This window comes from Bacillus cereus group sp. MG16 (assembly GCF_040459875.1).
Classification (GTDB): domain Bacteria; phylum Bacillota; class Bacilli; order Bacillales; family Bacillaceae_G; genus Bacillus_A; species Bacillus_A paranthracis.
Map to the genome: position 1 here is coordinate 5,235,047 of NZ_JARVHE010000001.1, position 24,778 is coordinate 5,259,824.

Below are 24,778 nucleotides of genomic sequence, written 5' to 3' on the forward strand. Positions count from 1 at the left end.
TTACATTTATTTTACGTTGAATCCTACCAACGGTAATGAGCAAATGCTTTGTTAGCTTCTGCCATTTTATGAGTGTCTTCACGTTTCTTAACAGATGCACCAGCGTTGTTAGCTGCATCTAAGATTTCGTTAGCAAGACGCTCTTCCATAGTTTTTTCACCACGAAGACGAGCGTAGTTTACTAACCAACGAAGACCTAAAGTTGTACGGCGTTCTGGACGAACCTCAACTGGAACTTGGTAGTTAGCACCACCAACACGACGAGCGCGTACTTCAAGAACAGGCATAATGTTCTTAAGAGCTTGCTCGAATACTTCCATTGGCTCTTTACCAGTACGTTCGCTTACGATATCGAACGCATTATAAAGAATTGTTTGAGATTTACCTTTTTTACCGTCAACCATCATTTTGTTGATAAGGCGTGTTACTAGCTTTGAATTGTACATTGGATCTGGTAACACGTCACGTTTTGCAACAGGTCCTTTACGAGGCATATTGAGTTCCTCCTTTCATTAAAAAGTTATTATTTCTTAGCCGCTTTAGGCTTTTTAGTACCGTATTTAGAACGGCCTTGCATACGCTTGTCAACACCAGCTGTATCAAGCGCACCACGAACGATGTGGTAACGTACCCCTGGTAAGTCTTTTACACGACCACCGCGAATTAATACTACGCTGTGCTCTTGTAAGTTGTGACCGATACCTGGGATGTATGCTGTTACCTCAATACCATTTGTTAAACGAACACGAGCATATTTACGTAACGCTGAGTTAGGTTTCTTTGGAGTCATTGTACCAACACGAGTACATACACCACGTTTTTGAGGTGCAGAGATATCAGTTGATTTTTTCTTTAAAGAGTTAAAACCTTTGTTTAACGCAGGTGATTTAGATTTCCATACTTTATCAGTACGACCATTTCTCACTAATTGGTTAATAGTAGGCATTTGATTATCCTCCCTTCGCATGTTTGTATGACCACATATCCAGGTGGTTCATTATTAGTTGAAAACAAAGTTTTTGCAAGGGAGAGCAAATGCTCTCTCCTCACAAAAACAGTTTTAACTTATTATTCCTATTGCTGAAGCTCCCACTTGAATCCCCGCAACTTTTCCAAGTTTACGAACTGATTCAACTTTGGTTATGGGTATGTTATGTTGCAATGCAGTGCGAATGATAATATGGGTTAACCGCATATCAGCATCTTCTGCAATGACAACTTCTTTAACTATACCATTTTTGATTGCCTCCAATGTGCGTTTATGACCAACGACCACATTTTCAGCATTTGACACTTTTTGATAAGACATATAAATATCCTCCAAAGCATCGTTCAGGAGCAACCTTGCTTATAGTAACATTTTGACTCATACAATGTCAACTAGGATTAACTGTTTTTATACAAAATTTACGACGGAAAATTTTACTGTTCCACATAAACTTCATCGTTTTCTACATTCATGTCATCTTGTGTTGTTTTAACAAGATCCACTTTGCGATAACGATTCATACCTGTTCCAGCAGGAACAAGTTTACCGATAATAACATTTTCTTTCAATCCTAGAAGTTCATCGCGTTTACCCTTAATTGCTGCATCAGTTAAGACACGAGTTGTTTCTTGGAACGATGCTGCAGATAAGAATGAATCTGTTTCAAGTGAAGCTTTTGTAATACCAAGTAGAACAGGTCTAGCTGTTGCTGGTTGTTTACCTTGTAGTAACACCTTCGCATTCGCATCAGTAAACTGATGGATATCTAGTAATGTTCCTGGTAATACATCTGTTTCACCTGCATCACTTACACGTACTTTACGTAACATTTGGCGCACCATTACTTCTACGTGTTTGTCACCAATTTCTACCCCTTGCATACGGTATACTTTTTGAACTTCACGTAATAAGTATTCTTGAACTGCCGTAATGTCAGTTACCTTTAGTAATTCTTTCGGATCGATAGAACCTTCTGTTAACTCTTTACCGTGGCTAATTTTCTGTCCTGGAATTACTTTCAGACGAGCACCGTAAGGAATAGCATACGTACGAGCTTCAACTTCACCCTGTACAACTACTTCTTGGCGATCTTTAACATCGTTGATCGCTGCGATAACACCGTCGATTTCACTGATAACAGCCTGACCTTTCGGATTACGAGCTTCGAAGATCTCTTGGATACGAGGTAAACCTTGAGTGATATCATCTCCGGCAACCCCACCTGTATGGAACGTACGCATCGTTAACTGTGTACCTGGCTCACCGATAGATTGAGCTGCGATAATACCTACCGCTTCCCCTACTTCTACGTCTGTTCCAGTTGCTAAGTTACGACCGTAACACTTCTTACATACACCGTGGCGAGTGTTACACGTGAACGCTGAACGAATGTTTACAGTTTCAACACCCGAATTTTCAACGATATGAGCGATATCTTCAGTAATTAATTGATTTTCAGCAACTAATACTTCACCTGTTTCAGGATGTTTTACAGTTTTTCTTGCAAAACGTCCAACAAGACGATCATATAATGACTCGATAACTTCATTACCCTCTTTAATCGCACCAATTAATAAACCGCGATCTGTTCCACAATCATCTTCACGAACGATTACATCTTGTGCAACGTCAACAAGACGACGTGTTAAGTAACCAGAATCGGCAGTTTTCAGTGCTGTATCGGCAAGACCTTTACGCGCACCATGCGTAGAGATGAAGTACTCAAGTACTGTTAAACCTTCACGGAAACTTGATTTGATTGGAAGTTCGATGATACGACCAGATGGATTGGCCATCAGACCACGCATACCAGCAAGCTGAGTAAAGTTCGATGCGTTACCACGGGCACCGGAATCACTCATCATGAAGATTGGGTTGCGTTTATTCAAGGACTTCATCAGTTTTCCTTGGATAACATCTTTTGCATTACTCCAAATAGAGATAACGCGATCGTAACGTTCTTCTTCCGTGATTAAACCGCGACGGAATTGTTTAATTACATTATCTACTTTTGCTTGTGCTTCGTGGAGAATTTCATCTTTTTCACCTAATACAAGAATGTCAGATACCCCAACTGTAATACCAGCTTTTGTAGAGTACTTGAATCCTAAGTTTTTCATACGGTCAAGCATGCGAGACGTTTCTGTAATTTTGAAACGTTTAAACACTTCCGCAATGATGTTACCAAGGATTTTCTTGCTGAATGGCGCCACTTCTTCGCGACTAGCAATAATCTCTTTAATGTTCGCACCTTTTTCAACGAAATATTTCGCTGGTGTTTCTTTTTCAAGGTTTGAATTTGTTGGTTCATTAATATAAGGGAACGACTCTGGTAAGATTTCGTTAAATATTAATTTACCAACTGTTGTTAATAGAAGCATACTCTTCTGCTCTTCAGTAAATGTTGCGTTGTTTACTGCGCTTGCAGCTACTGCAACACGTGTATGAAGATGTACATATCCATTTTGGTATGCAAGTAATGCTTCGTTCGCATCTTTGAAGACCATACCTTCACCGATTGCACCTTCACGCTCAAGTGTTAAGTAGTAGTTACCTAATACCATATCCTGAGATGGAGTAACAACTGGTTTACCGTCTTTCGGGTTCAAGATGTTTTGTGCCGCTAACATAAGAAGACGAGCTTCTGCTTGTGCTTCTGATGATAAAGGTACGTGAACGGCCATTTGGTCACCATCAAAGTCCGCGTTGTATGCAGTACATACAAGTGGGTGAAGACGGATTGCGCGACCTTCTACTAATGTAGGTTCAAACGCCTGAATACCAAGACGGTGAAGTGTTGGTGCGCGGTTTAGAAGTACTGGATGTTCTTTAATCACAGATTCTAAAACGTCCCAAACTTCAGGTTGTACACGCTCGATTTTACGTTTCGCACTCTTAATGTTGTGTGCTAATCCTTTTTCAACTAACTCTTTCATTACGAAAGGTTTGAACAATTCAAGCGCCATCTCTTTCGGTAATCCACATTGATACATCTTTAAGTTCGGTCCTACAACGATTACAGAACGACCAGAGTAGTCAACACGTTTACCTAATAAGTTTTGACGGAAACGTCCTTGTTTACCTTTAAGCATGTGAGATAGTGATTTTAATGGACGGTTACCTGGTCCAGTAACTGGACGGCCACGACGACCATTATCGATTAATGCGTCTACAGCTTCTTGTAACATACGTTTTTCGTTTTGAACGATAATGCTTGGTGCACCTAAGTCCAATAGACGTTTTAAACGGTTGTTACGGTTAATTACACGACGGTATAAGTCGTTTAAGTCAGAAGTAGCAAAACGTCCACCATCTAACTGTACCATTGGGCGTAGTTCTGGTGGGATTACTGGTAGAACATCTAAGATCATCCAAGATGGCTCATTTCCAGAGTTACGGAATGCTTCTAATACTTCTAGACGTTTAATAGCACGAGTACGGCGTTGTCCTTGTGCTGTTTTTAATTCTTCTTTTAAGAAGTCTACTTCTTTATCTAAATCGATGTCTTGTAATAGCTTTTTAATCGCTTCTGCACCCATAGCAGCTTGGAATGTGCTACCATATCGATCACGATATGCACGGTATTCTTTTTCAGAAAGTAATTGCTTCTTATCAAGTGGTGTATCTCCACTTTCTGTTACAACATAAGAAGCGAAATAAATTACTTCTTCAAGCGCGCGAGGGGACATGTCTAAGACAAGTCCCATGCGGCTCGGGATACCTTTGAAATACCAAATATGAGATACAGGAGCAGCTAATTCGATATGACCCATACGTTCACGACGCACTTTCGCACGCGTTACTTCAACGCCACATCGATCACAAACTACACCTTTATAACGTACACGTTTGTATTTTCCGCAATGACATTCCCAGTCCTTTTGTGGTCCGAAAATGCGCTCACAGAACAAGCCGTCTTTTTCAGGCTTTAACGTACGATAGTTAATTGTTTCTGGTTTCTTAACTTCACCGTATGACCAAGAACGAATCTTGTCAGGTGAAGCAAGTCCAATCTTCATATATTCAAAGTTATTTACATCTATCAAGGGGCCTACCTCCCTTTTAGTCTACAGGTTATCCCAATTATTCCTTAGTTGTCTCAACTTCGACATTCAATTTATCTGCTGATTGATGATCATCGTCATCTTCTGTATCACGCATTTCAATTTCTGTATCGTCGCTAGACATCATTTTAACGTCCATACCTAAACTTTGCAGCTCTTTAATCAATACTTTGAATGATTCAGGAACGCCTGGTTCTGGAACATTTTCGCCTTTAACAATTGCTTCATACGTCTTAACACGTCCAACAACATCATCAGACTTCACTGTTAAGATTTCTTGAAGAGTATAAGCAGCACCGTAAGCTTCAAGTGCCCAAACCTCCATCTCACCGAAACGCTGTCCACCGAACTGAGCTTTACCTCCAAGAGGCTGCTGCGTTACAAGTGAGTATGGTCCAGTAGAACGAGCATGAAGTTTATCGTCAACCATGTGCGCAAGTTTGATCATATACATGACACCAACAGATACACGGTTATCGAATGGTTCACCAGTACGTCCGTCATACAGGATTGTTTTCGCGTCATTTGCCATACCAGCTTCTTCAATCGTGCCCCAAACATCTTCCTCACGAGCACCATCGAATACTGGTGTTGCAATGTGAATGCCAAGGTATCTTGCTGCCATACCAAGATGAAGCTCTAATACCTGACCGATATTCATACGAGATGGTACCCCTAATGGGTTTAACATGATATCGATTGGCGTACCGTCTGGTAAGTAAGGCATATCTTCTTCTGGTAAAATACGAGAGATAACACCTTTGTTACCGTGACGTCCGGCCATCTTGTCACCTTCAGAAATTTTACGTTTTTGAACGATATATGCACGTACAAGTTGATTCACGCCTGGTGGCAATTCATCGCCATCTTCACGGTTGAATACTTTTACGTCTAAGATAATACCGCCACCACCGTGTGGTACACGTAGTGATGTATCACGTACTTCACGCGCTTTTTCTCCAAAGATAGCATGTAATAGACGTTCTTCAGCTGTTAATTCTGTTACACCTTTAGGTGTTACTTTACCAACAAGTAAATCTCCATCTTTTACTTCCGCACCAACGCGAATGATACCGCGCTCGTCAAGGTTGCGTAATGCATCTTCCCCAACGTTTGGAATATCACGTGTGATTTCTTCTGGTCCAAGCTTCGTATCACGAGCTTCTGACTCATATTCTTCAATATGAATAGAAGTGTACACATCATCTTTTACAAGGCGCTCACTCATAATGATCGCATCCTCGTAGTTATAACCGTCCCAAGTCATGAAGCCAACAAGCACGTTACGTCCAAGTGCTAGTTCACCTAATTCCATAGAAGGACCATCCGCAAGGATTTCACCTTTTACAACTTCATTTCCAACACTTACGATTGGACGTTGGTTGTAGCAAGTTCCTTGGTTAGAACGAATGAATTTTTGCATTTTGTAGCGATCTAAGTCGCCTTTTACTGTTTGACCGTCAACTTCTACATAGCGACGTACCCAAACTTCACGTGCTTCTACGCGTTCAACAACACCAGGGTGTTTACAGATTACTGCAGCACCTGAGTCTTTTGCTGATACGTACTCCATACCTGTACCTACAATCGGAGATTCCGGATTCATTAACGGAACCGCCTGACGTTGCATGTTCGCTCCCATAAGTGCGCGGTTAGAGTCATCGTTTTCTAAGAACGGAATACAAGCTGTCGCTGCCGACACTACTTGTTTTGGTGATACATCCATGTAGTCGATGCGTTCTTTATTTGTGACAATGTTTTCACCGCGGAAACGAGCTACGATATCTTCATCAAGGAATTCTCCTTCTTCAGATAATTTCATATTCGCTTGGGCTACAACATAATTATCTTCTTCATCTGCTGTTAAATAATCAACATGCCCTGTTACAAGACCAGTTTCTGGGTCAACACGACGGTATGGTGTTTCAATGAAACCAAACTCATTTACTTTCGCGAACGAAGATAATGAGTTAATCAAACCGATGTTTGGTCCCTCTGGTGTTTCAATCGGACACATACGACCATAGTGAGAGTAGTGAACGTCACGTACTTCAAAGCCTGCGCGCTCACGCGTTAAACCACCAGGTCCTAATGCAGATAATCTTCGTTTGTGAGTTAACTCTGCTAACGGATTTGTTTGGTCCATGAACTGAGATAACTGAGAACTTCCGAAGAACTCTTTAATAGATGCAATAACAGGACGAATATTAATTAATGCCTGTGGTGTAATTGCATTTGTATCTTGGATCGACATTCTCTCACGAACAACACGTTCCATACGAGAAAGACCGATACGGAATTGATTTTGTAATAGTTCTCCAACAGAACGCAGACGACGGTTTCCTAAGTGGTCGATATCATCTGTATCCCCTACTTTATATAGTAGGTTGAAGAAGTAACTGATAGAAGCAAGGATATCACCTGGTGTGATGTGTTTTACATCGCGAGTAATATTTGCATTACCAATTACGTTAATTACGCGCTCGCCTTCTGACTCAGGAGCATAAATCTTAATAGATTGCAGCTCAACATCGCCTTCTACCACTCCACCCATTGGTTTCGCTGTTTTGAATCCAATGTTTTTCTCTAAGTAAGGTAAAATGCGATCAAGTGTACGACGATCTAAGATTGTTCCTTCTGCCGCTAAAATTTCACCAGTTTCTGGATCCACTAATGTTTCAGCTAAACGTTGATTAAACAATCTGTTTTTAATGTGTAACTTTTTGTTGATCTTGTAGCGACCTACATTTGCTAAATCGTAGCGCTTTGGATCAAAGAAACGAGACACAAGTAAGCTCTTAGCATTTTCTACTGTTGGTGGTTCACCAGGACGTAGACGCTCATAAATTTCAAGCAATGCTTTTTCTGTGCTATCTGTGTTGTCTTTTTCCAATGTGTTGCTTAAGTATTCGTTATCACCTAAAAGCTCGGTGATTTCTTGATCAGAGCCAAACCCTAATGCGCGTAACAAAACAGTTACAGGAAGTTTACGCGTACGGTCAATACGCACATATACAACATCCTTAGCATCTGTCTCATACTCTAACCAAGCTCCGCGGTTTGGAATTACAGTAGCAGTAAAACCACGTTTTCCGTTTTTATCCACTTTGCCACTATAGTATACGCTTGGAGAGCGAACTAACTGGGAAACGATAACACGTTCTGCACCGTTAATTACGAATGTTCCAGTCTCTGTCATGAGTGGGAAATCTCCCATGAACACATCTTGTTCTTTTACTTCACCAGTTTCCTTGTTGATTAGACGCACTTTTACACGAAGTGGTGCTGCATACGTCACATCACGCTCTTTGCATTCGTCTACAGAGTATTTAGGTTCACCTAAGCTGTAGTCGATAAATTCAAGCGATAGATTTCCCGTAAAGTCTTCAATCGGAGAAATGTCTTGGAACATTTCTCGCAAACCCTCATCAAGAAACCACTGATAAGAAGAGGTTTGAATTTCGATAAGATTTGGTAACTCTAATACTTCACTAATACGGGCATAACTTCTTCGTTGGCGGTGGCGTCCGTATTGAACTAGTTGACCTGTCAACTGCTTCACCCCTCAAATCATGAGTATTATAAATGCACAAAAAAATTTGTGCAAAATCACAAATAAATACAACTACTGCTATTTAGCGTAGTCTTTTTCTCTTAAAGATAAATACGTTGAGTCTTTCTACCTGTTCAAAAAAGAAAAATGGCTTCTATAAGAAAACCATCATTCTGTTTCATAATCCGCTGATTTTACTATCTTTTCCAAGAGAAACAAAAATATACATCTTTCTCAACGCAGAAAATCATATATTGGCATTGTATAATGTTAACATAGCCAAAAATAACCGTCAACGTTTTTTTGATTTTATGATATAATATCCTTTTTTCTTTTCTACAACTTCGACTTCAGAAAATACTTCTTCTAGTTTCTTCAGCGCAGATGGTGCACCTTGTTTCTTTTGAATAACAATCCACAACTCCCCACCTGGAACTAAATGTTCTACAGCTTTTTCTAAAATCTCATGCACGATATCTTTACCTGCACGAATTGGAGGATTAGATAGAATAGCAGCATACATACCATCTACATTTTCATAGACGCTACTTTGAAAAATGTGCACATTTCCAATTCTATTGTTAGCGGCATTTTCTTTCGCAAGCTCAAGTGCCCTTTCATTCACATCCACCATGTGAACTTTACGGTCTTGAAACTCTTTCGCCAACGATAAACCAATTGGTCCATATCCACAACCTACGTCTAATATGTCACCTTTAATATCTGGCACTTGAAACGCTTCAATTAAAAGACGAGAACCAAAGTCCACTTCGTTTTTCGAGAACACCCCACGGTCAGATAAGAAAGTAAATTGAGATCCACGAAGCGTAAATTCCCATCGCTTACGATCACTTTTACTAGAAGGGTCGTTAGAAAAATAATGGTCTGCCATATGGCCACCTCTTTTCTTTACAGTTAAAAAAAAAGCTCGCATGAGAGCGAGCTTTTTTTAAAGCATCAAAAGTTAATTACTTAACTTCTACAGCAGCGCCAACTTCTTCAAGTTTAGCTTTGATTTCTTCAGCTTCTTCTTTAGCAGCAGCTTCTTTGATTACTTTTGGAGTGTTGTCAACTAATTCTTTAGCTTCTTTTAAGCCAAGACCAGTGATTTCACGAACAACTTTGATAACTTTGATTTTTTGTGCACCAGCGCTAGTTAGTTCCACATCAAATTCAGTTTTCTCAGCAGCAGCTTCTCCAGCGCCACCAGCAACAGCTACAGGAGCAGCAGCAGTTACGCCGAATTCTTCCTCGATAGCTTTTACTAAGTCGTTAAGTTCTAATACAGTCATAGATTTAACTGCTTCAATGATTTGTTCTTTAGTCATTGTAAATATCCTCCCTTAAATAGGTTTGTATTGTTTTATCGATAATACGTAATTATCTTTTAAAAAATTAAGCGCCTTGCTCTTCCTTTTGGTCTGCAACTGCTTTAGTAGCAAGTGCAAGGTTACGGATTGGAGCTTGAAGAACGCTAAGAAGCATAGAAAGTAAGCCTTCACGTGATGGAAGAGTAGCGATAGCTTTAACCTCATCAAGTGTTACAAGTTTACCTTCGATTACGCCTGCTTTAATTTCTAAAGCTTCATGATCTTTAGCGAAGTCGTTTAATACTTTCGCAGGAGCAACTACATCCTCGTTACTGAACGCGATTGCGTTTGGTCCTGTTAAGAATTCATTTAACTCAGCCATTTCAGCAGATTCTGCAGCACGACGAGTTAGAGAGTTTTTGTAAACTTTGAACTCAACGCCAGCTTCACGTAATTGCTTACGTAATTCTGTTGCTTCAGAAACTGTTAAACCACGGTAGTCAACAACGATTGTAGATTTACTAGCGCGAAGTTTGTCCGCGATTTCAGTTACAACTTGTTGTTTAGTTTCGATTACTTTGCTCATGTTATTACACCTCCTGTAGATTATATAGAAGATGTACCGAAAGTGCACTAAAAACCTCCATGCCCAACTTGTAGACATGGAGGCATATAGTCACAGAAAAAAATTCCGCTTCGTATATTAACACCTAGGTAGGAAATTAAGTCTATTGACACCTACTGTCTACGGTACACTAATTAAATTCACAACATAAATGATTATATTAAAACTTCTTTATGAAGTCAACTTCCAAAATTTACGCTAATGTAGAAACGTCTACACGTACGCCAGGTCCCATTGTAGAAGCAACTGTTACGTTCTTCATGTAAGTACCTTTTGCAGCAGCTGGCTTAACTTTTTGTAAAGTGTCAGCGATTGTTCTGAAGTTTTCTACTAATTTAGCATCTTCGAAAGATACTTTACCGATTGGAACGTGGATGTTACCAGCTTTATCAACGCGGTATTCAACTTTACCAGCTTTGATTTCGTTAACAGCTTTAGTTACATCGAAAGTAACTGTTCCAGTTTTAGGGTTTGGCATTAAACCTTTAGGTCCTAATACGCGACCAAGTTTACCAACTTCACCCATCATGTCAGGAGTTGCTACTACTACATCGAAATCGAACCAACCTTGTTGGATTTTACCGATGTAATCAGCATCGCCTACGAAGTCAGCTCCAGCAGCTTCAGCTTCTTTAGCTTTTTCACCTTTAGCGAACACTAATACACGTTGTACTTTACCAGTACCGTGTGGAAGAACAACTGCACCACGGATTTGTTGGTCAGCTTTCTTAGGGTCAACACCTAAACGGAATGCAGCTTCTACAGTTGCATCAAATTTAGCTGTGTTTGTTTTCTTTACTAATTCTACTGCTTCTGTTGCAGAGTAAGCAGCTGCACGATCAACAAGCTTTGCAGCTTCTACGTACTTTTTACCTCTTTTAGCCATTTTTATTTCCTCCTCGAATGTGGTTTTAGCGGAATAACCTCCCACGTTTACGCTTATTTTCAGGTATAACCTGAGGATGCGCGCCACCCATTTATTTAAAAACGATAATCATTTACGATAATAAAGGTTGCGAATTGGAATTCCAGACCCGCAACCTTTTTTAAAAAACAAATCGAATTAGTCTTCGATAACGATGCCCATACTGCGTGCAGTACCTTCAACCATACGCATTGCAGCTTCTACGCTAGCAGCGTTTAGGTCAGGCATTTTAGTTTCAGCGATTTCGCGTACTTTATCACGCTTAACAGTTGCCACTTTATTACGGTTTGGTTCACCAGAACCAGACTCAATACCAGCTACTTTCTTAAGAAGAACAGCAGCAGGAGGAGTTTTAGTAATGAAAGTGAATGAACGGTCCTCAAATACCGTAATTTCAACAGGGATGATAAGACCAGCTTGATCTGCTGTACGAGCGTTAAACTCTTTACAGAAGCCCATGATGTTAACACCTGCTTGTCCTAATGCTGGACCAACTGGTGGAGCTGGGTTAGCTTTACCTGCAGGAATTTGAAGCTTTACCATTTTAATTACCTTTTTAGCCACGAGACACACCTCCTTAAGTCCGTGATGTGGTCAATTGGACAGTGATTTGCCCTCCCACGTCATATTTTATCTCTAAGGATAAAATCTTTCAAAAAACGTCTCCGATAACGAAGACGTACTGACTTAAAAGATATTATCACTTTTTACAATTCATTTCAAGTTTCATTTTATAATTTTTCAATTTGATGGAAGTCAAGTTCAACTGGAGTCTCGCGACCAAACATGTCCACAAGCACGCTAACCTTCTTCTTCTCCACATCAATTTCTTCGATAGCACCTGTATAATCTGCGAATGGTCCCTCATTTACACGTACTGTCTCATGAAGTTCAAAGTCGAAATCAACCACTTCATTGTCCATTCCCATATGTTTCATAATGGTAACAACTTCCTCTTCTAATAGAGGTGATGGTTTAGATCCAGAACCAGAAGAACCAACGAACCCAGTTACACCTGGCGTGTTACGTACAACATACCAAGAGTCATCAGTCATGATTAATTCTACTAATACATAACCTGGGAACACTTTTCTTTTCATTAATTTTTCTTTACCATTTTTCATTTCTACTTCTACTTCTTCCGGGACAACAACACGGAAAATTTTATCTTGCATACCCATTGATTCTACACGTTTCTCTAGGTTTGCTTTTACTTTATTTTCATATCCAGAATAAGTATGGACAACATACCAACTTTTTTCCATTCATTTAGGACGAGCGTCCTTCCCTCCCTGACGTACATTTTTTTGCGCAAATGAAAAAACCCGTTCACCGGGCTTTTACACAGTTCTTATAAATAACATTATATCATGGATAAGTGCTTCTTATTCAAGAATTAACCAAGAATTAACCGAATTAAAGAAGAAATGCCCATATCAACAACTGCGAAGAAAATCGCAAAGAAGACAACTGTAGCGATAACAGTCGCTGTTGAACGGAGTAATTCATCTTTTTTAGGCCAACTTACTTTTTTCATTTCGCGACCTACATCGCCGAAAAAGTTCGTTAAACGCATCTACGGGACCTCCAGTGTATTATTTCAATTATTTATTTTGTTTCCTTGTGAACTGTATGCTGATTGCATGTTTTACAAAATTTCTTTATTTCAAGTCGCTCTACTGAGCTCGTATCTTTCATCGTAGAGTAGTTTCGATTTTTACACTCTTCACATGAGAGTACAACTTTTTTCCTCATTAGTTACACCAACCTTGTAACATTATGTCCCTAAAAATGTATCATACAATAAAAGACAATGTCAATGTCATGCCTTTTGTACTCCCTACAAAAAGAAAACAGGTGATTTTTTACACCTGTAGTACTTGTTATGAATTTAAAGTGGTACTCTCTCTCATTTCCATATATCGTTCCAATTTCCGCTTCACCCTCTGTAAAGCGTTATCAATAGATTTCACATGTCTATTTAACTGTTCCGAAATCTCTTGATAAGAACGGCCGTCTAGATATAAAGAAAGCACCTTTCTTTCTAAATCGCTTAATAATTCAGATATTTTAGATTCTATGTCTGTATATTCTTCCTGACTTATAATCATTTCTTCAGGATCAGTTACCTTCGCTTCCGAAATAACATCTAATAATGTCCGATCAGATTCCTCGTCATAAATCGGTTTATCTAAAGACACATATGAATTTAACGGAATATGCTTTTGCCTGGTTGCTGTTTTAATAGCGGTAATAATTTGTCGAGTGATACACAGTTCAGCAAATGCTTTGAACGAAGACAGCTTGTCCTCCTTATAATCACGAATCGCTTTAAACAATCCAATCATACCTTCTTGAACAATATCTTCTCGATCGGCACCCACTAAGAAATAAGATCTCGATTTCGCGCGAACAAAGTTCTTATATTTGTGAATCAAATATTCTAGAGCGTCAGTATTACCTTTTCGAACTAACTCAACGATTGCCTCATCTTCTAAATCACGAAATGTAACGTCGCCTACACTTACGAAGCCTGCTTCCACCTTGATCCCTCCGACCGCTATTTATTTAGCAATATTATACAGTAAAAAGACAAAGAGCGTCAATGCTTCAACGCTCTCCTCTTCTTAATTTTTCTAACTTTTCTGTAATATCTTTACTAAATATCTTTCGCATGGCGGGTTGCTTTTCTTTTGTGTCTTGTGTACGCCTTCTTACTTGTTGCTCCATCGCTTGTACTTCCAACTCTAATTCACGCGCAGATTTCCGAAGCGCACCTTGAGCAAATATAACCCATTGTTCCGTATAATCAGAAGTCGCAACATATATTTGCGTATTTATATTTCTAAGCTCAATCGCAAGTTGCTCTATCTTTTCATCTGCCGTTTGATTCTTCCTCGTGAATATAACTTCCACACGCGATTGTTTCATCTTTTTTTCAATACCGTGGACTGTATACGCATCAAAAACTATCATTACCTTTGTCCCTGTGTAACCTTGGTAATCCGCCATCTTATCAATCAGTGCATCTCTTGATGACTGTAAATCTACATCCCGTAGTTTCTTCAAGTCTCCCCAAGCTCCAATAATGTTGTAACCGTCAACGATTAAAATATCGTTCATTTTTTATTTACCAATTTCGTTACGTTTACGATATACCTCATACATTAACAAACTTGCGGCCACTGAAGCATTTAAGGATGTAACTTTACCAACCATCGGTAAAGTAATTAAGAAATCACATTTTTCACCAATAATACGACTCATACCTTTTCCTTCACTTCCAATTACTAATCCAATTGGCATTTTACCATCTAAATTACGATAATCCGTTTTCCCTTTTGCATCTGTACCAGCAATCCAAAGTCCACTTTCTTTTAATTCATCGATTGTACGAGATAAATTCGTTACGCGTGCAACAGGAATATATTCAATTGCCCCAGTAGATGCTTTCGCAACTGATGCAGTAAGTCCCACAGCTCTTCTTTTCGGAATTATAATTCCATGAGCTCCTGTCGCATCCGCAGTACGCATAATAGAACCGAGGTTATGCGGGTCTTCAATTTCATCTAAAATTAAGAAGAACGGATCTTCGTTACGCTTCTCTGCTACTTTGAATAGATCTTCTAGCTCAGCATATTGATATGCGGCCACTTGAGCAATTACACCTTGATGGTTCCCCTCAACTAATTGATCTAACTTCTTTTTTGGTGCATGTTGCAAAATAATTTTATTTTCTTTCGCTAGTGCTAGTACAATTTGTACTTGTCCTTTGGCAGCACCTTCTGCGATCCAAATTTTATTAATATCTCTCCCTGATCGTAACGCTTCAATTACAGGGTTACGTCCGATAATATATTCACTACTCATGATGATGTGCCCCCTTCCTTTTCTTCTAGAACAGCAATTGCCTTATATACAATTTCGTCTAATCTTTCACGATTATTTAATAAGTGATGATAGCCAATTAACGCTTCAAAGGCTGTACTATGTCGATATGTTTGTACATCTGTATTTTTCGGAACAGTACCTGAATTTGCATTACGCCCTCTTCTTAGTACTGCCTCTTCTTCCTCAGTTAAAAATGCTGTCTCTAATAAATGATAAACAACTTTCGCCTGTGCTTTTGCCGAAACAAAGCTTGTCCCTAATCGATGCAACTGATTAGGACGAACCTTCCCTTTTTGAAGTAGGTGATAGCGGATATATTGTTCATATACCGCATCACCCATATATGCTAACGCTAAGCTGTTTAATTGCTTTGCATCAATCATTCTTATCCTCTTTTCCATCTTGTACCTTGAGCGGTATCTTCTAAAATAATATTACGGTCTTTTAAATCATCGCGAATTTGATCTGATAATGCAAAATCACGATTTTTACGAGCTTCAATACGTTTTTGAATAAGCGCCTCAATTTCTTCATCTAGTAACTCTTCTTGTGCTAATTCTAACCCTAAAATATCAAATAATGTTTCAAGTTGTTTTACGTATGCTTGAATTACCACTGTAGACGTATGTTCTTCCAGTAAATATTGATTTGCATGATTTGCTACATTATATAACTCAGTGATTGCATTAGCAGTATTGAAATCATCATTCATCGCTTCTTCAAATGCAGTTTGGAATTTTTCCAGATCAGCTAACCATTTCTCATTATGATCTGTTAAATCCGTACTACTTTCCATACGGTGTTTCAAATTACCGTAAGCTGTTTTAATTCTTTCCAGTCCGTTATTTGTGCTTCGTAATAACTCTTCACTGAAATTAATTGGGTGACGATAATGTACTGATAGCATAAAGAATCTAATTAACTGCGGATCATATTGCTTAATGATATCGTGAACTAAAATGAAGTTCCCAAGTGACTTAGACATTTTTTCATTATTAATATTAATATATCCATTGTGCATCCAATAACGTGCAAATGTTTTTCCTGTTAGCGCCTCAGACTGCGCGATTTCATTCTCATGATGAGGAAATGCCAAGTCTTGACCACCGGCGTGAATATCAATTGTATCCCCTAAGTATTTACGTGCCATTGCCGAGCATTCGATATGCCAGCCTGGACGACCTTGACCCCAAGGGCTTTCCCAGAAGATTTCTCCTTCTTTCGCAGCTTTCCATAGTGCAAAATCAAGAGGATCTTGTTTCTTTTCTCCTACTTCAATACGCGCACCGTGACGTAAGTCCGCAATCGGTTGATGTGATAACTTACCGTACCCTTCGAATTCCTTCGTTCTAAAGTACACATCCCCTTCTGATTCATATGCATATCCTTTATTCACAAGTTCTTGAATAAATTCAATAATAATATCCATATTTTCTGTTACACGCGGATGAACTGTTGCATGTTTGCAACCTAATGCCGTTACATCTTCAAAGTACGCTTCCACGAAACGGTCCGCAATTGTCGGCACATCTTCGCCTAACTCATTTGCCGCTTTAATTAATTTATCATCTACGTCAGTAAAGTTAGATACATACTGCACATCGTATCCTTTATATTCTAAATAACGGCGCACTGTATCAAATACCATAGGTGGTCTTGCGTTCCCGATGTGAATATAGTTATAAACTGTAGGTCCGCATACATACATCTTTACCTTATTTTCTTCTAATGGAATAAACTCTTCTTTTTGACGTGTTAACATATTATAAATGTGAATAGTCATTTTTATCCTTCCTTTCTACCTTTACTTCAAGTTGTTTTTTCAATTTATCAAGTTCTACTTCCATGACCTTTAATTTATCAAAAATTGGGTCTGGAAGGTCGGAATGATTCAATTCTTGACCAATCTTTACGCCATTTTGAATAACGACTCGGCCAGGTATACCTACAACTGTAGAATGTGCAGGGACTTCTTTTAATACGACAGAACCTGCTCCAATTTTAGAATTCTCTCCAACTGTAATAGAGCCTAGTACTTTAGCACCTGTTGCAATTAATACATTATCCTGAATTGTAGGGTGCCTCTTTCCCTTTTCTTTACCCGTACCACCTAATGTAACTCCTTGATAGATCGTTACATTGTCACCAATTTCGCACGTTTCTCCAATTACAACTCCCATTCCATGGTCAATGAAAAAACGACGACCAATTGTTGCTCCTGGATGAATCTCAATTCCAGTAAAGAAACGACTAACTTGTGAGATCCAACGTGCAATAAAGAAGAAATTCTTTTTATAAAAAGCATGTGCAATTCGATGGGCCCAAACTGCATGTAATCCAGAGTAAGTCAAAATGACTTCGAAATAACTTCTTGCCGCTGGATCCTGTTCAAAAACGACTTCAATATCTTCCCGAAGCCTCTTAAACATCGACGTTCCCTCCCCTTTATGGGCTGCTTTTTCGAGTGAACTAACTCCCTACTTATCCCCCTAAATCTTTATACACGTGGATAAAACTTATACTCATACCCAATTTTACGGTATAAAAAAAGACGCCTCTGTCATATTGACAGAGACGCCTTATAAGCGCGGTTCCACTCTGTTTAGGCTAAAAAAAGCCTCAAACTCATCTCTGATAACGGTGTACACCGCTTCTGCTTACTTTACGTCCTAAGACGTTTCGCAAAACAATTTGCTGTTCAGCAGAAGACTCGAAGGGGCATTTCAAAAATCCGCTTATAAACCACTTCCAGCCTAAGGTGGTTCTCTCTGTAAAAAGCCTGATTTTCTACTTCTCCTTCTCGTCGCTTTTCCTTATTAGGTTTTAAGTATACTTATTATATTTCTAAACCTAGAAAATGTTAACCAATTACTTTTTGAAGACGATTTAAAACTTTTTCTTTTCCAAGAAGTGCAATAGCATTAGGAAGCTCCGGACCGTGTGTTTGACCAGTAGTTGCAACACGGATTGGCATAAATAGGTTTTTACCTTTATGACCTGTTTCCTTTTGAACTGCTTTAATAGCCGCCTTAACTGCTGCCGGTTCCATAGCTTCTAGTGCTTCTACTTGACCAGCAAATGCACGAAGTACTTCTGGTACTTGTTCACCTTTTAATACTTCTTGTCCTTCTTCTTCATAATCAACATGATCTTTGAAGAACATTTCAGAAAGCTCTACAATTTCAGCTCCAAAGCTCATTTGTTCATGATATAACGCAATTACATCACGAATCCAAGCTTGTTCTTGTTCACTTAAAGTTTCACCTATACGTCCAGCTTTCACTAAATGCGGTAAGCTTAATTCTACCACCGTATCTAAATCTTGCTTTTTCATATATTGGTTGTTCATCCATTTCAGTTTTTGAGAATCAAATAATGCAGGTGATTTTGATAAACGAGCTGCATCGAACATTTTGATAAACTCTTCTTGAGAGAAGATTTCTTCTTCTCCTACTGGCGACCAACCTAGTAGTGCAATGAAGTTAAAGATTGCTTCTGGAAGATATCCAAGCTCTTTATATTGCTCGATAAATTGAATAATAGATTCATCACGCTTACTTAATTTTTTACGGCTTTCATTTACAATTAAAGTCATATGACCGAATTGAGGAATATCCCAACCGAAAGCTTCATAAATCATCATTTGTTTTGGCGTGTTTGAAATATGGTCATCACCACGAAGTACGTGTGTAATTTCCATTAAGTGATCATCTACTGCTACTGCAAAGTTATAAGTTGGAATCCCATCTTTTTTCACGATAACGAAATCACCGAAATCATTTGAATGGAATGCAACTTCATCTTTTACAATATCTTTAAATGTGTAATCACGGTCAGCTGGTACACGGAAACGAATACTTGGAATACGTCCCTCAGCTTCAAATTCTTTCACTTGCGCTTCAGTTAAATCACGATGGTTACCTGCATAACGAGGTGTTTCACCACGAGCAATTTGCCCTTCGCGTTCTGCTTCTAGCTCTTCTTCTGTCATATAACATTTGTAAGCTAAACCACGCTCTAATAAATCTTCATATAACTTTTTATAAATATCTAAACGCTCTGTTTGACGATATGGTCCAAATTCACCACCAACATCAACACCTTCATCCCAGTCCATACCGAGCCATTTCAAGTATTTTAATTGGCTTTCTTCTCCACCAGCAACATTACGTTTTACATCAGTATCTTCAATACGAATAATAAACTTACCATCTTGATGACGAGCAAATAAATAATTAAATAATGCCGTACGCGCATTTCCGATATGTAAGTGTCCTGTTGGACTTGGCGCATAGCGCACTCTCACTTGCTTTTCCATAATTGGTACACCTTCCATTCTTAATGTCAACACATTCTATAATTGTACACCAAAAAAATGTGATTATCCATCTTACGAATTAAAAACCATTATTTTTTCTGTAATAAAACAACTGCTTGAGACGCAATTCCTTCTTCTCTACCTGTAAATCCTAGTTTTTCTGTTGTTGTTGCCTTTACATTGATATTATCAATAGACGTTTCTAATAGTTCACTAATGCGTTTACGCATACTTTCAATATGTGGTGCCATTTTTGGCTTTTGAGCAATAATTGTACAATCTAAATTCCCTAATTCATAACCTTGTTCACGCACAAATCCCCAAACCTTTTGCAATAATACAGCTGAATCAGCATCTTTAAAGGCGGGGTCTGTATCAGGAAAATGTTTCCCAATATCTCCTGCTGCAATTGCACCTAAACACGCATCCGCGATTGTATGTAACAATACATCTGCATCAGAGTGACCGATTAATCCTTTCTCATGTGGAATTGTAATTCCGCCAATAATTAACGGTCTACCTTCCGCGAATTCATGCACATCAAAACCTTGTCCAATTCGAAACATTTTTTACATCCTCCTCGAGCTAAACTACTGAGCTTTATGATTCTATATTATATCGCTATCCTTATAAAGAAAAGCCCGGCCTTTGCCGAGCTTCTCTTCGCTATAATCATTGCTATCATTTCTTTTGAACGTGAAGAAAACTTTCAGCAATTAGTAAATCCTCTGGAGTCGTCACTTTAATATTATAGTAACTCCCCTCTACTACACCTACTTGCTTCCCGATACGTTCTACGAGACTTGCATCATCTGTACCAAGGAAACAACTCTGCTTCGCACTTCTATGAGCTTCTAACAAAAGAGAAACAGAGAACCCTTGCGGTGTTTGTACAGCTGTCAGCTGAGATCTTTCTACTGTTTCTACAACAACACCCTGCTCTACTTTCTTAACAGTATCTTTCACTGGCACCGCACAAATGGAAGCTCCATATTTTTCTGCTGCAGTTAATACATCTTGGATCACTTTATTCGTTACGAACGGGCGCGCACCGTCATGTACAAGAACATACTCAACATCACTCGTATGCTGAATCGCATTATATACACTATCTTGTCTTTCAGCTCCACCTTGAATAAATTGTACTGGCTTTGCAACCGGATACTTCTGCATTAACTCTTCAAAATACGGGCGCTCTTCTTCGTTAATTGCCATAATAATATTTTTACATGCTTTATCCTGTTCGAAAGCACGTAACGTATGCACAATAATCGGTACTTCATTAATAAGTAAGAACAACTTATTTTTGCCAGCACCCATCCGCTTTCCTTGACCAGCTGCTGGAATAATTAATGTATACATATTAATAATCCTCTACTTATAATGCTTTTTCTAATAATTTACGTTTGGCAAAAATCATGCGCCCAGCCGACGTTTGTAACACACTCGTAACGAGTACATCGAGTTGTGAGCCTACATATTCTCTACCATCTTCTACTACAATCATCGTGCCGTCATCTAAATATGCTACACCTTGATTTTGTTCTTTTCCATCTTTTACAACATAAACACTTAGTTCTTCACCTGGGAGTACAACAGGTTTAATTGCATTAGCTAAATCGTTAATGTTTAACACCGTTACCCCTTGTAATTCAGAGACTTTGTTTAAGTTGAAGTCATTCGTTACTACCGTTCCACCAGTGATTTTCGCTAACTTTACAAGTTTGCTATCCACTTCTTGAATATCGTCGAAATCGCCTTCATAAATTTCTACCGGAATCGGCATCTCTTTTTGAATACGATTTAAAATATCTAATCCTCTACGGCCACGATTACGTTTTAAAGCATCAGAAGAATCGGCAATGTGCTGAAGTTCTTCTAACACGAATTGTGGAATGACAATTGTTCCTTCTAAAAACTTTGTTTGGCAAATATCAGCAATACGTCCATCGATAATTACACTTGTATCGAGAATTTTCCAATGCGCTAAAGATTCTTCTACCTCATTTTCTGGTTCTTCATTCTCACTATTATTATTTTTCTTTTTCCCACGTTGTGGTAATGTAAATAATCCTAGCAATTCATTCCTCTTTTTAAACCCTACTTGGAATCCTAAATATCCTAGTAAAAGAGTAAAGAACACTTGCAACACTGTACTAATAACTGGAATTGTAAATTCACGAATTGGTATTAAAATTAAATACGCAACAATAAGCCCAGAGATTAAACCTAATGTACCAAACAAAACATCTGCTACAGGCGCTTTTACAAGAGCCTCTTCAATATGCTTAATAAGTTGAACAATATAATCTACAAGCCAAAATGTTGTTAAAAATAAAATAATTGCACCAATAATTGCACGAACATACGATCCTTCCAATAATGGAACAGCACCGATGTCTAATACATTAATAACTTTTGGGATTAAGTAAATCCCTAACGCTCCCCCGATTACTAAAAAGAAGAGCTGTACAATCCGTTTTAACATCCAACCACCTCCTACTCATTATTAACCATTGTTTCGCTAATCAAAACGCCGAATGCAAAAGCGGACGTGTTTTTTTATAAATAGTTTTATTTACCAATATATCATATCATATACCAAAAATGTTCTAGTGTCGTTATATTATAGAATCAATGTAATATTCTTAATTGTGTCTACTCATATAGAGATGCTCTTGAATTCTTTTTAGACCTTCTCGTATTTTCTTCGCCCTGACTTCCCCAATTCCTTCCACATCATCTAATTCATTAATAGTTGCACGACAAACACCTTGCAAAGTTTTAAATCGATTAATTAAATTTTCAATGATAAGTGGTGGAACACGCGAAATTTTGCTTGTGATTCGGTATCCTCTCGGCGTCACACTTTCTTCTAAACTCGTTTGTCCCGGGTATCCGAGCAATTTAACTAAATCACTGTCCTCTAGAAGTTGTGTATTCGCAAGTTCTTGTAACTTTTTCAAAATTTGATGATGGTCTTGTGTTTTTTCTTGATAGTAATCTTTAATTAATAGCGCTGCCTCTGCTTCTAAGTCGGCTAATAGTTCCGTAAGTTGTAAACGAATTAACCTACCTTCTGTTCCCAATTCATGAATATAGCTCAATATTTCATTTTTAATACGTAGTACCATTTCAACACTATGTAAAACATGGACTACCTCGGACATTGTAACAACCTCTTCAAATTCTAGAATGCCCAAATTCGTAATCCCATCATTCCATACAGCCTTATATTTTTCTAACGTTTGGATAGCTTGATTCGCCTTTGTTAAAATAACGCCTATATCTTTTAGTGTATAACGTAAATTCCCTTGATATAGCGTAATTACGTTACGTCTTTGTGAAATAGCCACAACAAGGCTGCCTGTCTGCTTTGCTACACGCTCCGCCGTTCGGTGACGCATACCTGTCTCAATAGAGTCAATAGATGACTCTGGAACTAACTGTGCGTTCGAAATCAAAATTTTACTTCCAGTTTCATTTAAAATAAGTGCCCCATCCATTTTTGCTAATTCATATAAACTAGCTGGAGAGAATGCACAATTAATATGAAAACCTCCATCAACAATACTTTTAATCTGCTCATTATATCCAAGAACAATTAATCCCCCTGTTTGTGCGCGAAGTACATTATCTATCCCTTCGCGCAGTGGTGTTCCCGGGGCCACAAGTTGTAAAATATTAATCATACTTTTGACACGTTGCTTGTTTTCTTCCATAGCCTAGCCTCCTAATGTCAAACGAAGTGCTTCTCCTAAATTAGATACACCAACTACCTCAATCCCGTCTGGAATTGTCCATCCTCCCAAATTTTTTCTAGGAATAATAGCGCGTTGAAATCCTAATTTAGCCGCTTCTTGTACACGTTGTTCAATTCTTGATACTCTTCTTATTTCTCCAGTTAATCCTACTTCTCCTATTACTGCATCGGTTGGTGCCGTAGATTTATCTCTAAAACTTGAAGCTATACTTAAAGCGACGGCTAAATCAATTGCTGGTTCATCTAACTTCAAACCACCTGCTACTTTTAAATATGCATCCTGATTTTGCAATAATAAGCCTGTTCTTTTTTCTAGCACTGCCATAATAAGCGATACACGGTTATGATCAATTCCCGTTGCCATTCTTCGAGGGTTTCCAAAACTAGTAGGGGAAATTAATGCTTGTATTTCTACTAAAACTGGTCTTGTTCCTTCCATTGAGGCAACCACTGTTGATCCCGCAACCCCAACTGGTCTTTCCTCAAGGAAAATCTCAGAAGGGTTTAATACTTCTGCAAGACCAAGTTCTTTCATTTCAAAAATACCCATTTCATTCGTAGAACCAAAGCGATTCTTTACTGCTCGCAAAATACGGTATGTATGATGACGGTCTCCTTCAAAGTAAAGAACTGCATCGACCATATGTTCTAACATACGAGGTCCTGCAATCGCTCCCTCTTTTGTCACATGTCCAACGATAAAAATAGGGATTCCTTTCGTTTTTGCGAGTTTCATTAATTCCGCTGTACATTCACGAACTTGTGCCACACTTCCCGGCGCTGATGTTACCTCAGGTAAATGTATTGTTTGAATAGAGTCAATAACAACAAAGGCTGGGTTCACCTCTTCAATGTGTGCCGCAATTCGCTGTAAATCCGTCTCTGATACAACAAATAGATTACTACCATTTACATGTAAACGATCCGCACGCAGTTTAATCTGTTTTGCTGATTCTTCACCCGATATATATAGTACATCATATGAAGAATCCGCTAATTGCGATGATATTTGTAATAGTAACGTTGATTTTCCAATCCCAGGGTCTCCACCAATAAGTACTAAAGAACCATCTACAATCCCGCCACCAAGTACACGATTAAATTCTTGAAATTTCGTTTCAATACGCGCCTCAGACTTTGTTTCTACTTCTGTTAGGCGTCTTGGTTTTGTTACTTCCGATTGAATTGCATTCGCATAATTAAGGCGCCTTGATGATACAACCGGTTCCATCTCTTCAACAAGCGTATTCCATTGACCACATCCAGGGCATTTCCCCATATATTTCGGTGACTGATACCCACACTCTTGACATGTGAATTTTGTTTTCTTTTTAGCCATAT

At 38.7% G+C, this 24,778-nt stretch carries 25 protein-coding genes and 2 other annotated features; all 25 genes read right to left on the reverse strand.

Going from position 1 to position 24,778, the window contains the following annotated elements; translation table 11 throughout:
- Window positions 1-23 precede the first annotated feature (23 nt).
- Entirely contained in the window at window positions 24-494 is a 471-nt protein-coding gene (gene rpsG / locus QCI73_RS27155; protein ID WP_001137493.1) for a 30S ribosomal protein S7, read from the reverse strand.
- Window positions 495-523: 29 nt separating this feature from the next.
- Entirely contained in the window at window positions 524-946 is a 423-nt protein-coding gene (rpsL, locus tag QCI73_RS27160) for a 30S ribosomal protein S12 (RefSeq protein WP_001142340.1), read from the reverse strand.
- Between the two features lie 114 nt (window positions 947-1,060).
- Window positions 1,061-1,309 carry a ribosomal L7Ae/L30e/S12e/Gadd45 family protein gene (locus QCI73_RS27165; RefSeq protein WP_140972910.1) on the reverse strand — a complete coding sequence of 83 codons (249 nt, stop codon included), beginning with the start codon at window positions 1,307-1,309 and terminating at the stop codon, window positions 1,061-1,063.
- Window positions 1,310-1,422: 113 nt separating this feature from the next.
- Window positions 1,423-5,034 (reverse strand): DNA-directed RNA polymerase subunit beta', encoded by a 3,612-nt coding sequence (gene rpoC, locus QCI73_RS27170; protein WP_000567937.1) that lies wholly within the window; start codon window positions 5,032-5,034, stop codon window positions 1,423-1,425.
- Between the two features lie 37 nt (window positions 5,035-5,071).
- Window positions 5,072-8,605, reverse strand: coding sequence for a DNA-directed RNA polymerase subunit beta (gene rpoB, locus QCI73_RS27175; RefSeq protein WP_000147555.1), 3,534 nt, complete (start codon window positions 8,603-8,605; stop codon window positions 5,072-5,074).
- 292 nt (window positions 8,606-8,897) lie between these two features.
- A complete protein-coding gene (locus tag QCI73_RS27180) occupies window positions 8,898-9,497 on the reverse strand; it encodes a class I SAM-dependent methyltransferase (protein WP_000763282.1) in 600 nt (199 codons plus the stop codon).
- Window positions 9,498-9,573: 76 nt separating this feature from the next.
- Window positions 9,574-9,933: a 50S ribosomal protein L7/L12 gene (gene rplL / locus QCI73_RS27185; protein WP_000159736.1), complete on the reverse strand. Its 360-nt coding sequence runs from the start codon at window positions 9,931-9,933 to the stop codon at window positions 9,574-9,576.
- Window positions 9,934-10,000: 67 nt separating this feature from the next.
- Entirely contained in the window at window positions 10,001-10,501 is a 501-nt protein-coding gene (rplJ, locus tag QCI73_RS27190) for a 50S ribosomal protein L10 (RefSeq protein WP_000048716.1), read from the reverse strand.
- A 39-nt stretch (window positions 10,502-10,540) separates the two neighbouring features.
- Window positions 10,541-10,684, reverse strand: a sequence feature (ribosomal protein L10 leader region).
- A gap of 49 nt (window positions 10,685-10,733) precedes the next feature.
- The gene (gene rplA / locus QCI73_RS27195) at window positions 10,734-11,426 is read right to left on the reverse strand and encodes a 50S ribosomal protein L1 (RefSeq protein ID WP_002020168.1); all 693 of its coding nucleotides are present in this window, start codon (window positions 11,424-11,426) and stop codon (window positions 10,734-10,736) included.
- A 177-nt stretch (window positions 11,427-11,603) separates the two neighbouring features.
- A complete protein-coding gene (gene rplK / locus QCI73_RS27200; protein ID WP_001085872.1) occupies window positions 11,604-12,029 on the reverse strand; it encodes a 50S ribosomal protein L11 in 426 nt (141 codons plus the stop codon).
- Between the two features lie 167 nt (window positions 12,030-12,196).
- The gene (nusG, locus tag QCI73_RS27205; RefSeq protein ID WP_000415794.1) at window positions 12,197-12,730 is read right to left on the reverse strand and encodes a transcription termination/antitermination protein NusG; all 534 of its coding nucleotides are present in this window, start codon (window positions 12,728-12,730) and stop codon (window positions 12,197-12,199) included.
- A gap of 131 nt (window positions 12,731-12,861) precedes the next feature.
- On the reverse strand, window positions 12,862-13,041 hold the full coding sequence (secE, locus tag QCI73_RS27210) for a preprotein translocase subunit SecE (RefSeq protein WP_001241321.1): 180 nt from the start codon (window positions 13,039-13,041) through the stop codon (window positions 12,862-12,864).
- A 32-nt stretch (window positions 13,042-13,073) separates the two neighbouring features.
- Window positions 13,074-13,220, reverse strand: coding sequence for a 50S ribosomal protein L33 (gene rpmG, locus QCI73_RS27215; RefSeq protein WP_002070160.1), 147 nt, complete (start codon window positions 13,218-13,220; stop codon window positions 13,074-13,076).
- A 128-nt stretch (window positions 13,221-13,348) separates the two neighbouring features.
- Entirely contained in the window at window positions 13,349-14,008 is a 660-nt protein-coding gene (locus QCI73_RS27220; RefSeq protein WP_000387198.1) for an RNA polymerase factor sigma-70, read from the reverse strand.
- Window positions 14,009-14,075: 67 nt separating this feature from the next.
- On the reverse strand, window positions 14,076-14,588 hold the full coding sequence (locus tag QCI73_RS27225; protein WP_000997883.1) for an NYN domain-containing protein: 513 nt from the start codon (window positions 14,586-14,588) through the stop codon (window positions 14,076-14,078).
- A gap of 3 nt (window positions 14,589-14,591) precedes the next feature.
- Window positions 14,592-15,335: a 23S rRNA (guanosine(2251)-2'-O)-methyltransferase RlmB gene (gene rlmB, locus QCI73_RS27230; protein ID WP_200730751.1), complete on the reverse strand. Its 744-nt coding sequence runs from the start codon at window positions 15,333-15,335 to the stop codon at window positions 14,592-14,594.
- A complete protein-coding gene (locus QCI73_RS27235; RefSeq protein ID WP_000564261.1) occupies window positions 15,332-15,739 on the reverse strand; it encodes a Mini-ribonuclease 3 in 408 nt (135 codons plus the stop codon). The genes rlmB and QCI73_RS27235 overlap by 4 nt, the downstream gene beginning before the upstream one ends.
- A 2-nt stretch (window positions 15,740-15,741) precedes the next feature.
- A complete protein-coding gene (gene cysS / locus QCI73_RS27240; protein ID WP_200730750.1) occupies window positions 15,742-17,139 on the reverse strand; it encodes a cysteine--tRNA ligase in 1,398 nt (465 codons plus the stop codon).
- Window positions 17,120-17,785 (reverse strand): serine O-acetyltransferase, encoded by a 666-nt coding sequence (gene cysE, locus QCI73_RS27245; protein WP_000476500.1) that lies wholly within the window; start codon window positions 17,783-17,785, stop codon window positions 17,120-17,122. Before cysE ends, cysS begins: the two co-directional genes overlap by 20 nt.
- 138 nt (window positions 17,786-17,923) lie before the next feature.
- Window positions 17,924-18,169: a binding site (T-box leader), on the reverse strand.
- Window positions 18,170-18,216: 47 nt separating this feature from the next.
- Window positions 18,217-19,674, reverse strand: a complete 1,458-nt coding sequence (gene gltX / locus QCI73_RS27250) for a glutamate--tRNA ligase (RefSeq protein WP_044790591.1) — start codon at window positions 19,672-19,674, stop codon at window positions 18,217-18,219.
- A gap of 89 nt (window positions 19,675-19,763) precedes the next feature.
- Window positions 19,764-20,240: a 2-C-methyl-D-erythritol 2,4-cyclodiphosphate synthase gene (gene ispF / locus QCI73_RS27255; RefSeq protein WP_000488392.1), complete on the reverse strand. Its 477-nt coding sequence runs from the start codon at window positions 20,238-20,240 to the stop codon at window positions 19,764-19,766.
- A 115-nt stretch (window positions 20,241-20,355) separates the two neighbouring features.
- On the reverse strand, window positions 20,356-21,036 hold the full coding sequence (gene ispD / locus QCI73_RS27260) for a 2-C-methyl-D-erythritol 4-phosphate cytidylyltransferase (RefSeq protein ID WP_000288305.1): 681 nt from the start codon (window positions 21,034-21,036) through the stop codon (window positions 20,356-20,358).
- Between the two features lie 16 nt (window positions 21,037-21,052).
- Window positions 21,053-22,162, reverse strand: a complete 1,110-nt coding sequence (locus QCI73_RS27265) for a PIN/TRAM domain-containing protein (RefSeq protein ID WP_000919684.1) — start codon at window positions 22,160-22,162, stop codon at window positions 21,053-21,055.
- 160 nt (window positions 22,163-22,322) lie between these two features.
- A complete protein-coding gene (disA, locus tag QCI73_RS27270; RefSeq protein ID WP_000392171.1) occupies window positions 22,323-23,396 on the reverse strand; it encodes a DNA integrity scanning diadenylate cyclase DisA in 1,074 nt (357 codons plus the stop codon).
- A 3-nt stretch (window positions 23,397-23,399) separates the two neighbouring features.
- Entirely contained in the window at window positions 23,400-24,776 is a 1,377-nt protein-coding gene (gene radA, locus QCI73_RS27275) for a DNA repair protein RadA (RefSeq protein WP_001085207.1), read from the reverse strand.
- Between the last annotated feature and the right edge of the window lie 2 nt (window positions 24,777-24,778).

Excerpts from the sequence above, each read along its gene's own strand:
- gltX (WP_044790591.1), bottom strand. The coding sequence starts at position 19,674 with ATGGAAAAGCAAGTGAGAGTGCGCTATGCGCCAAGTCCAACAGGACAC.
- rpsL (WP_001142340.1), bottom strand. The coding sequence starts at position 946 with ATGCCTACTATTAACCAATTAGTGAGAAATGGTCGTACTGATAAAGTA.
- cysE (WP_000476500.1), bottom strand. The coding sequence starts at position 17,785 with ATGTTTAAGAGGCTTCGGGAAGATATTGAAGTCGTTTTTGAACAGGAT.
- rlmB (WP_200730751.1), bottom strand. The coding sequence starts at position 15,335 with ATGAGTAGTGAATATATTATCGGACGTAACCCTGTAATTGAAGCGTTA.
- ispF (WP_000488392.1), bottom strand. The coding sequence starts at position 20,240 with ATGTTTCGAATTGGACAAGGTTTTGATGTGCATGAATTCGCGGAAGGT.
- QCI73_RS27180 (WP_000763282.1), bottom strand. The coding sequence starts at position 9,497 with ATGGCAGACCATTATTTTTCTAACGACCCTTCTAGTAAAAGTGATCGT.
- ispD (WP_000288305.1), bottom strand. The coding sequence starts at position 21,036 with ATGTATACATTAATTATTCCAGCAGCTGGTCAAGGAAAGCGGATGGGT.
- QCI73_RS27265 (WP_000919684.1), bottom strand. The coding sequence starts at position 22,162 with ATGTTAAAACGGATTGTACAGCTCTTCTTTTTAGTAATCGGGGGAGCG.
- rpsG (WP_001137493.1), bottom strand. The coding sequence starts at position 494 with ATGCCTCGTAAAGGACCTGTTGCAAAACGTGACGTGTTACCAGATCCA.
- QCI73_RS27235 (WP_000564261.1), bottom strand. The coding sequence starts at position 15,739 with ATGATTGATGCAAAGCAATTAAACAGCTTAGCGTTAGCATATATGGGT.
- rplJ (WP_000048716.1), bottom strand. The coding sequence starts at position 10,501 with ATGAGCAAAGTAATCGAAACTAAACAACAAGTTGTAACTGAAATCGCG.
- secE (WP_001241321.1), bottom strand. The coding sequence starts at position 13,041 with ATGCGTTTAACGAACTTTTTCGGCGATGTAGGTCGCGAAATGAAAAAA.
- rplA (WP_002020168.1), bottom strand. The coding sequence starts at position 11,426 with ATGGCTAAAAGAGGTAAAAAGTACGTAGAAGCTGCAAAGCTTGTTGAT.
- rpmG (WP_002070160.1), bottom strand. The coding sequence starts at position 13,220 with ATGAGGAAAAAAGTTGTACTCTCATGTGAAGAGTGTAAAAATCGAAAC.
- QCI73_RS27225 (WP_000997883.1), bottom strand. The coding sequence starts at position 14,588 with ATGAACGATATTTTAATCGTTGACGGTTACAACATTATTGGAGCTTGG.
- QCI73_RS27165 (WP_140972910.1), bottom strand. The coding sequence starts at position 1,309 with ATGTCTTATCAAAAAGTGTCAAATGCTGAAAATGTGGTCGTTGGTCAT.
- nusG (WP_000415794.1), bottom strand. The coding sequence starts at position 12,730 with ATGGAAAAAAGTTGGTATGTTGTCCATACTTATTCTGGATATGAAAAT.
- cysS (WP_200730750.1), bottom strand. The coding sequence starts at position 17,139 with ATGACTATTCACATTTATAATATGTTAACACGTCAAAAAGAAGAGTTT.
- rplL (WP_000159736.1), bottom strand. The coding sequence starts at position 9,933 with ATGACTAAAGAACAAATCATTGAAGCAGTTAAATCTATGACTGTATTA.
- radA (WP_001085207.1), bottom strand. The coding sequence starts at position 24,776 with ATGGCTAAAAAGAAAACAAAATTCACATGTCAAGAGTGTGGGTATCAG.
- disA (WP_000392171.1), bottom strand. The coding sequence starts at position 23,396 with ATGGAAGAAAACAAGCAACGTGTCAAAAGTATGATTAATATTTTACAA.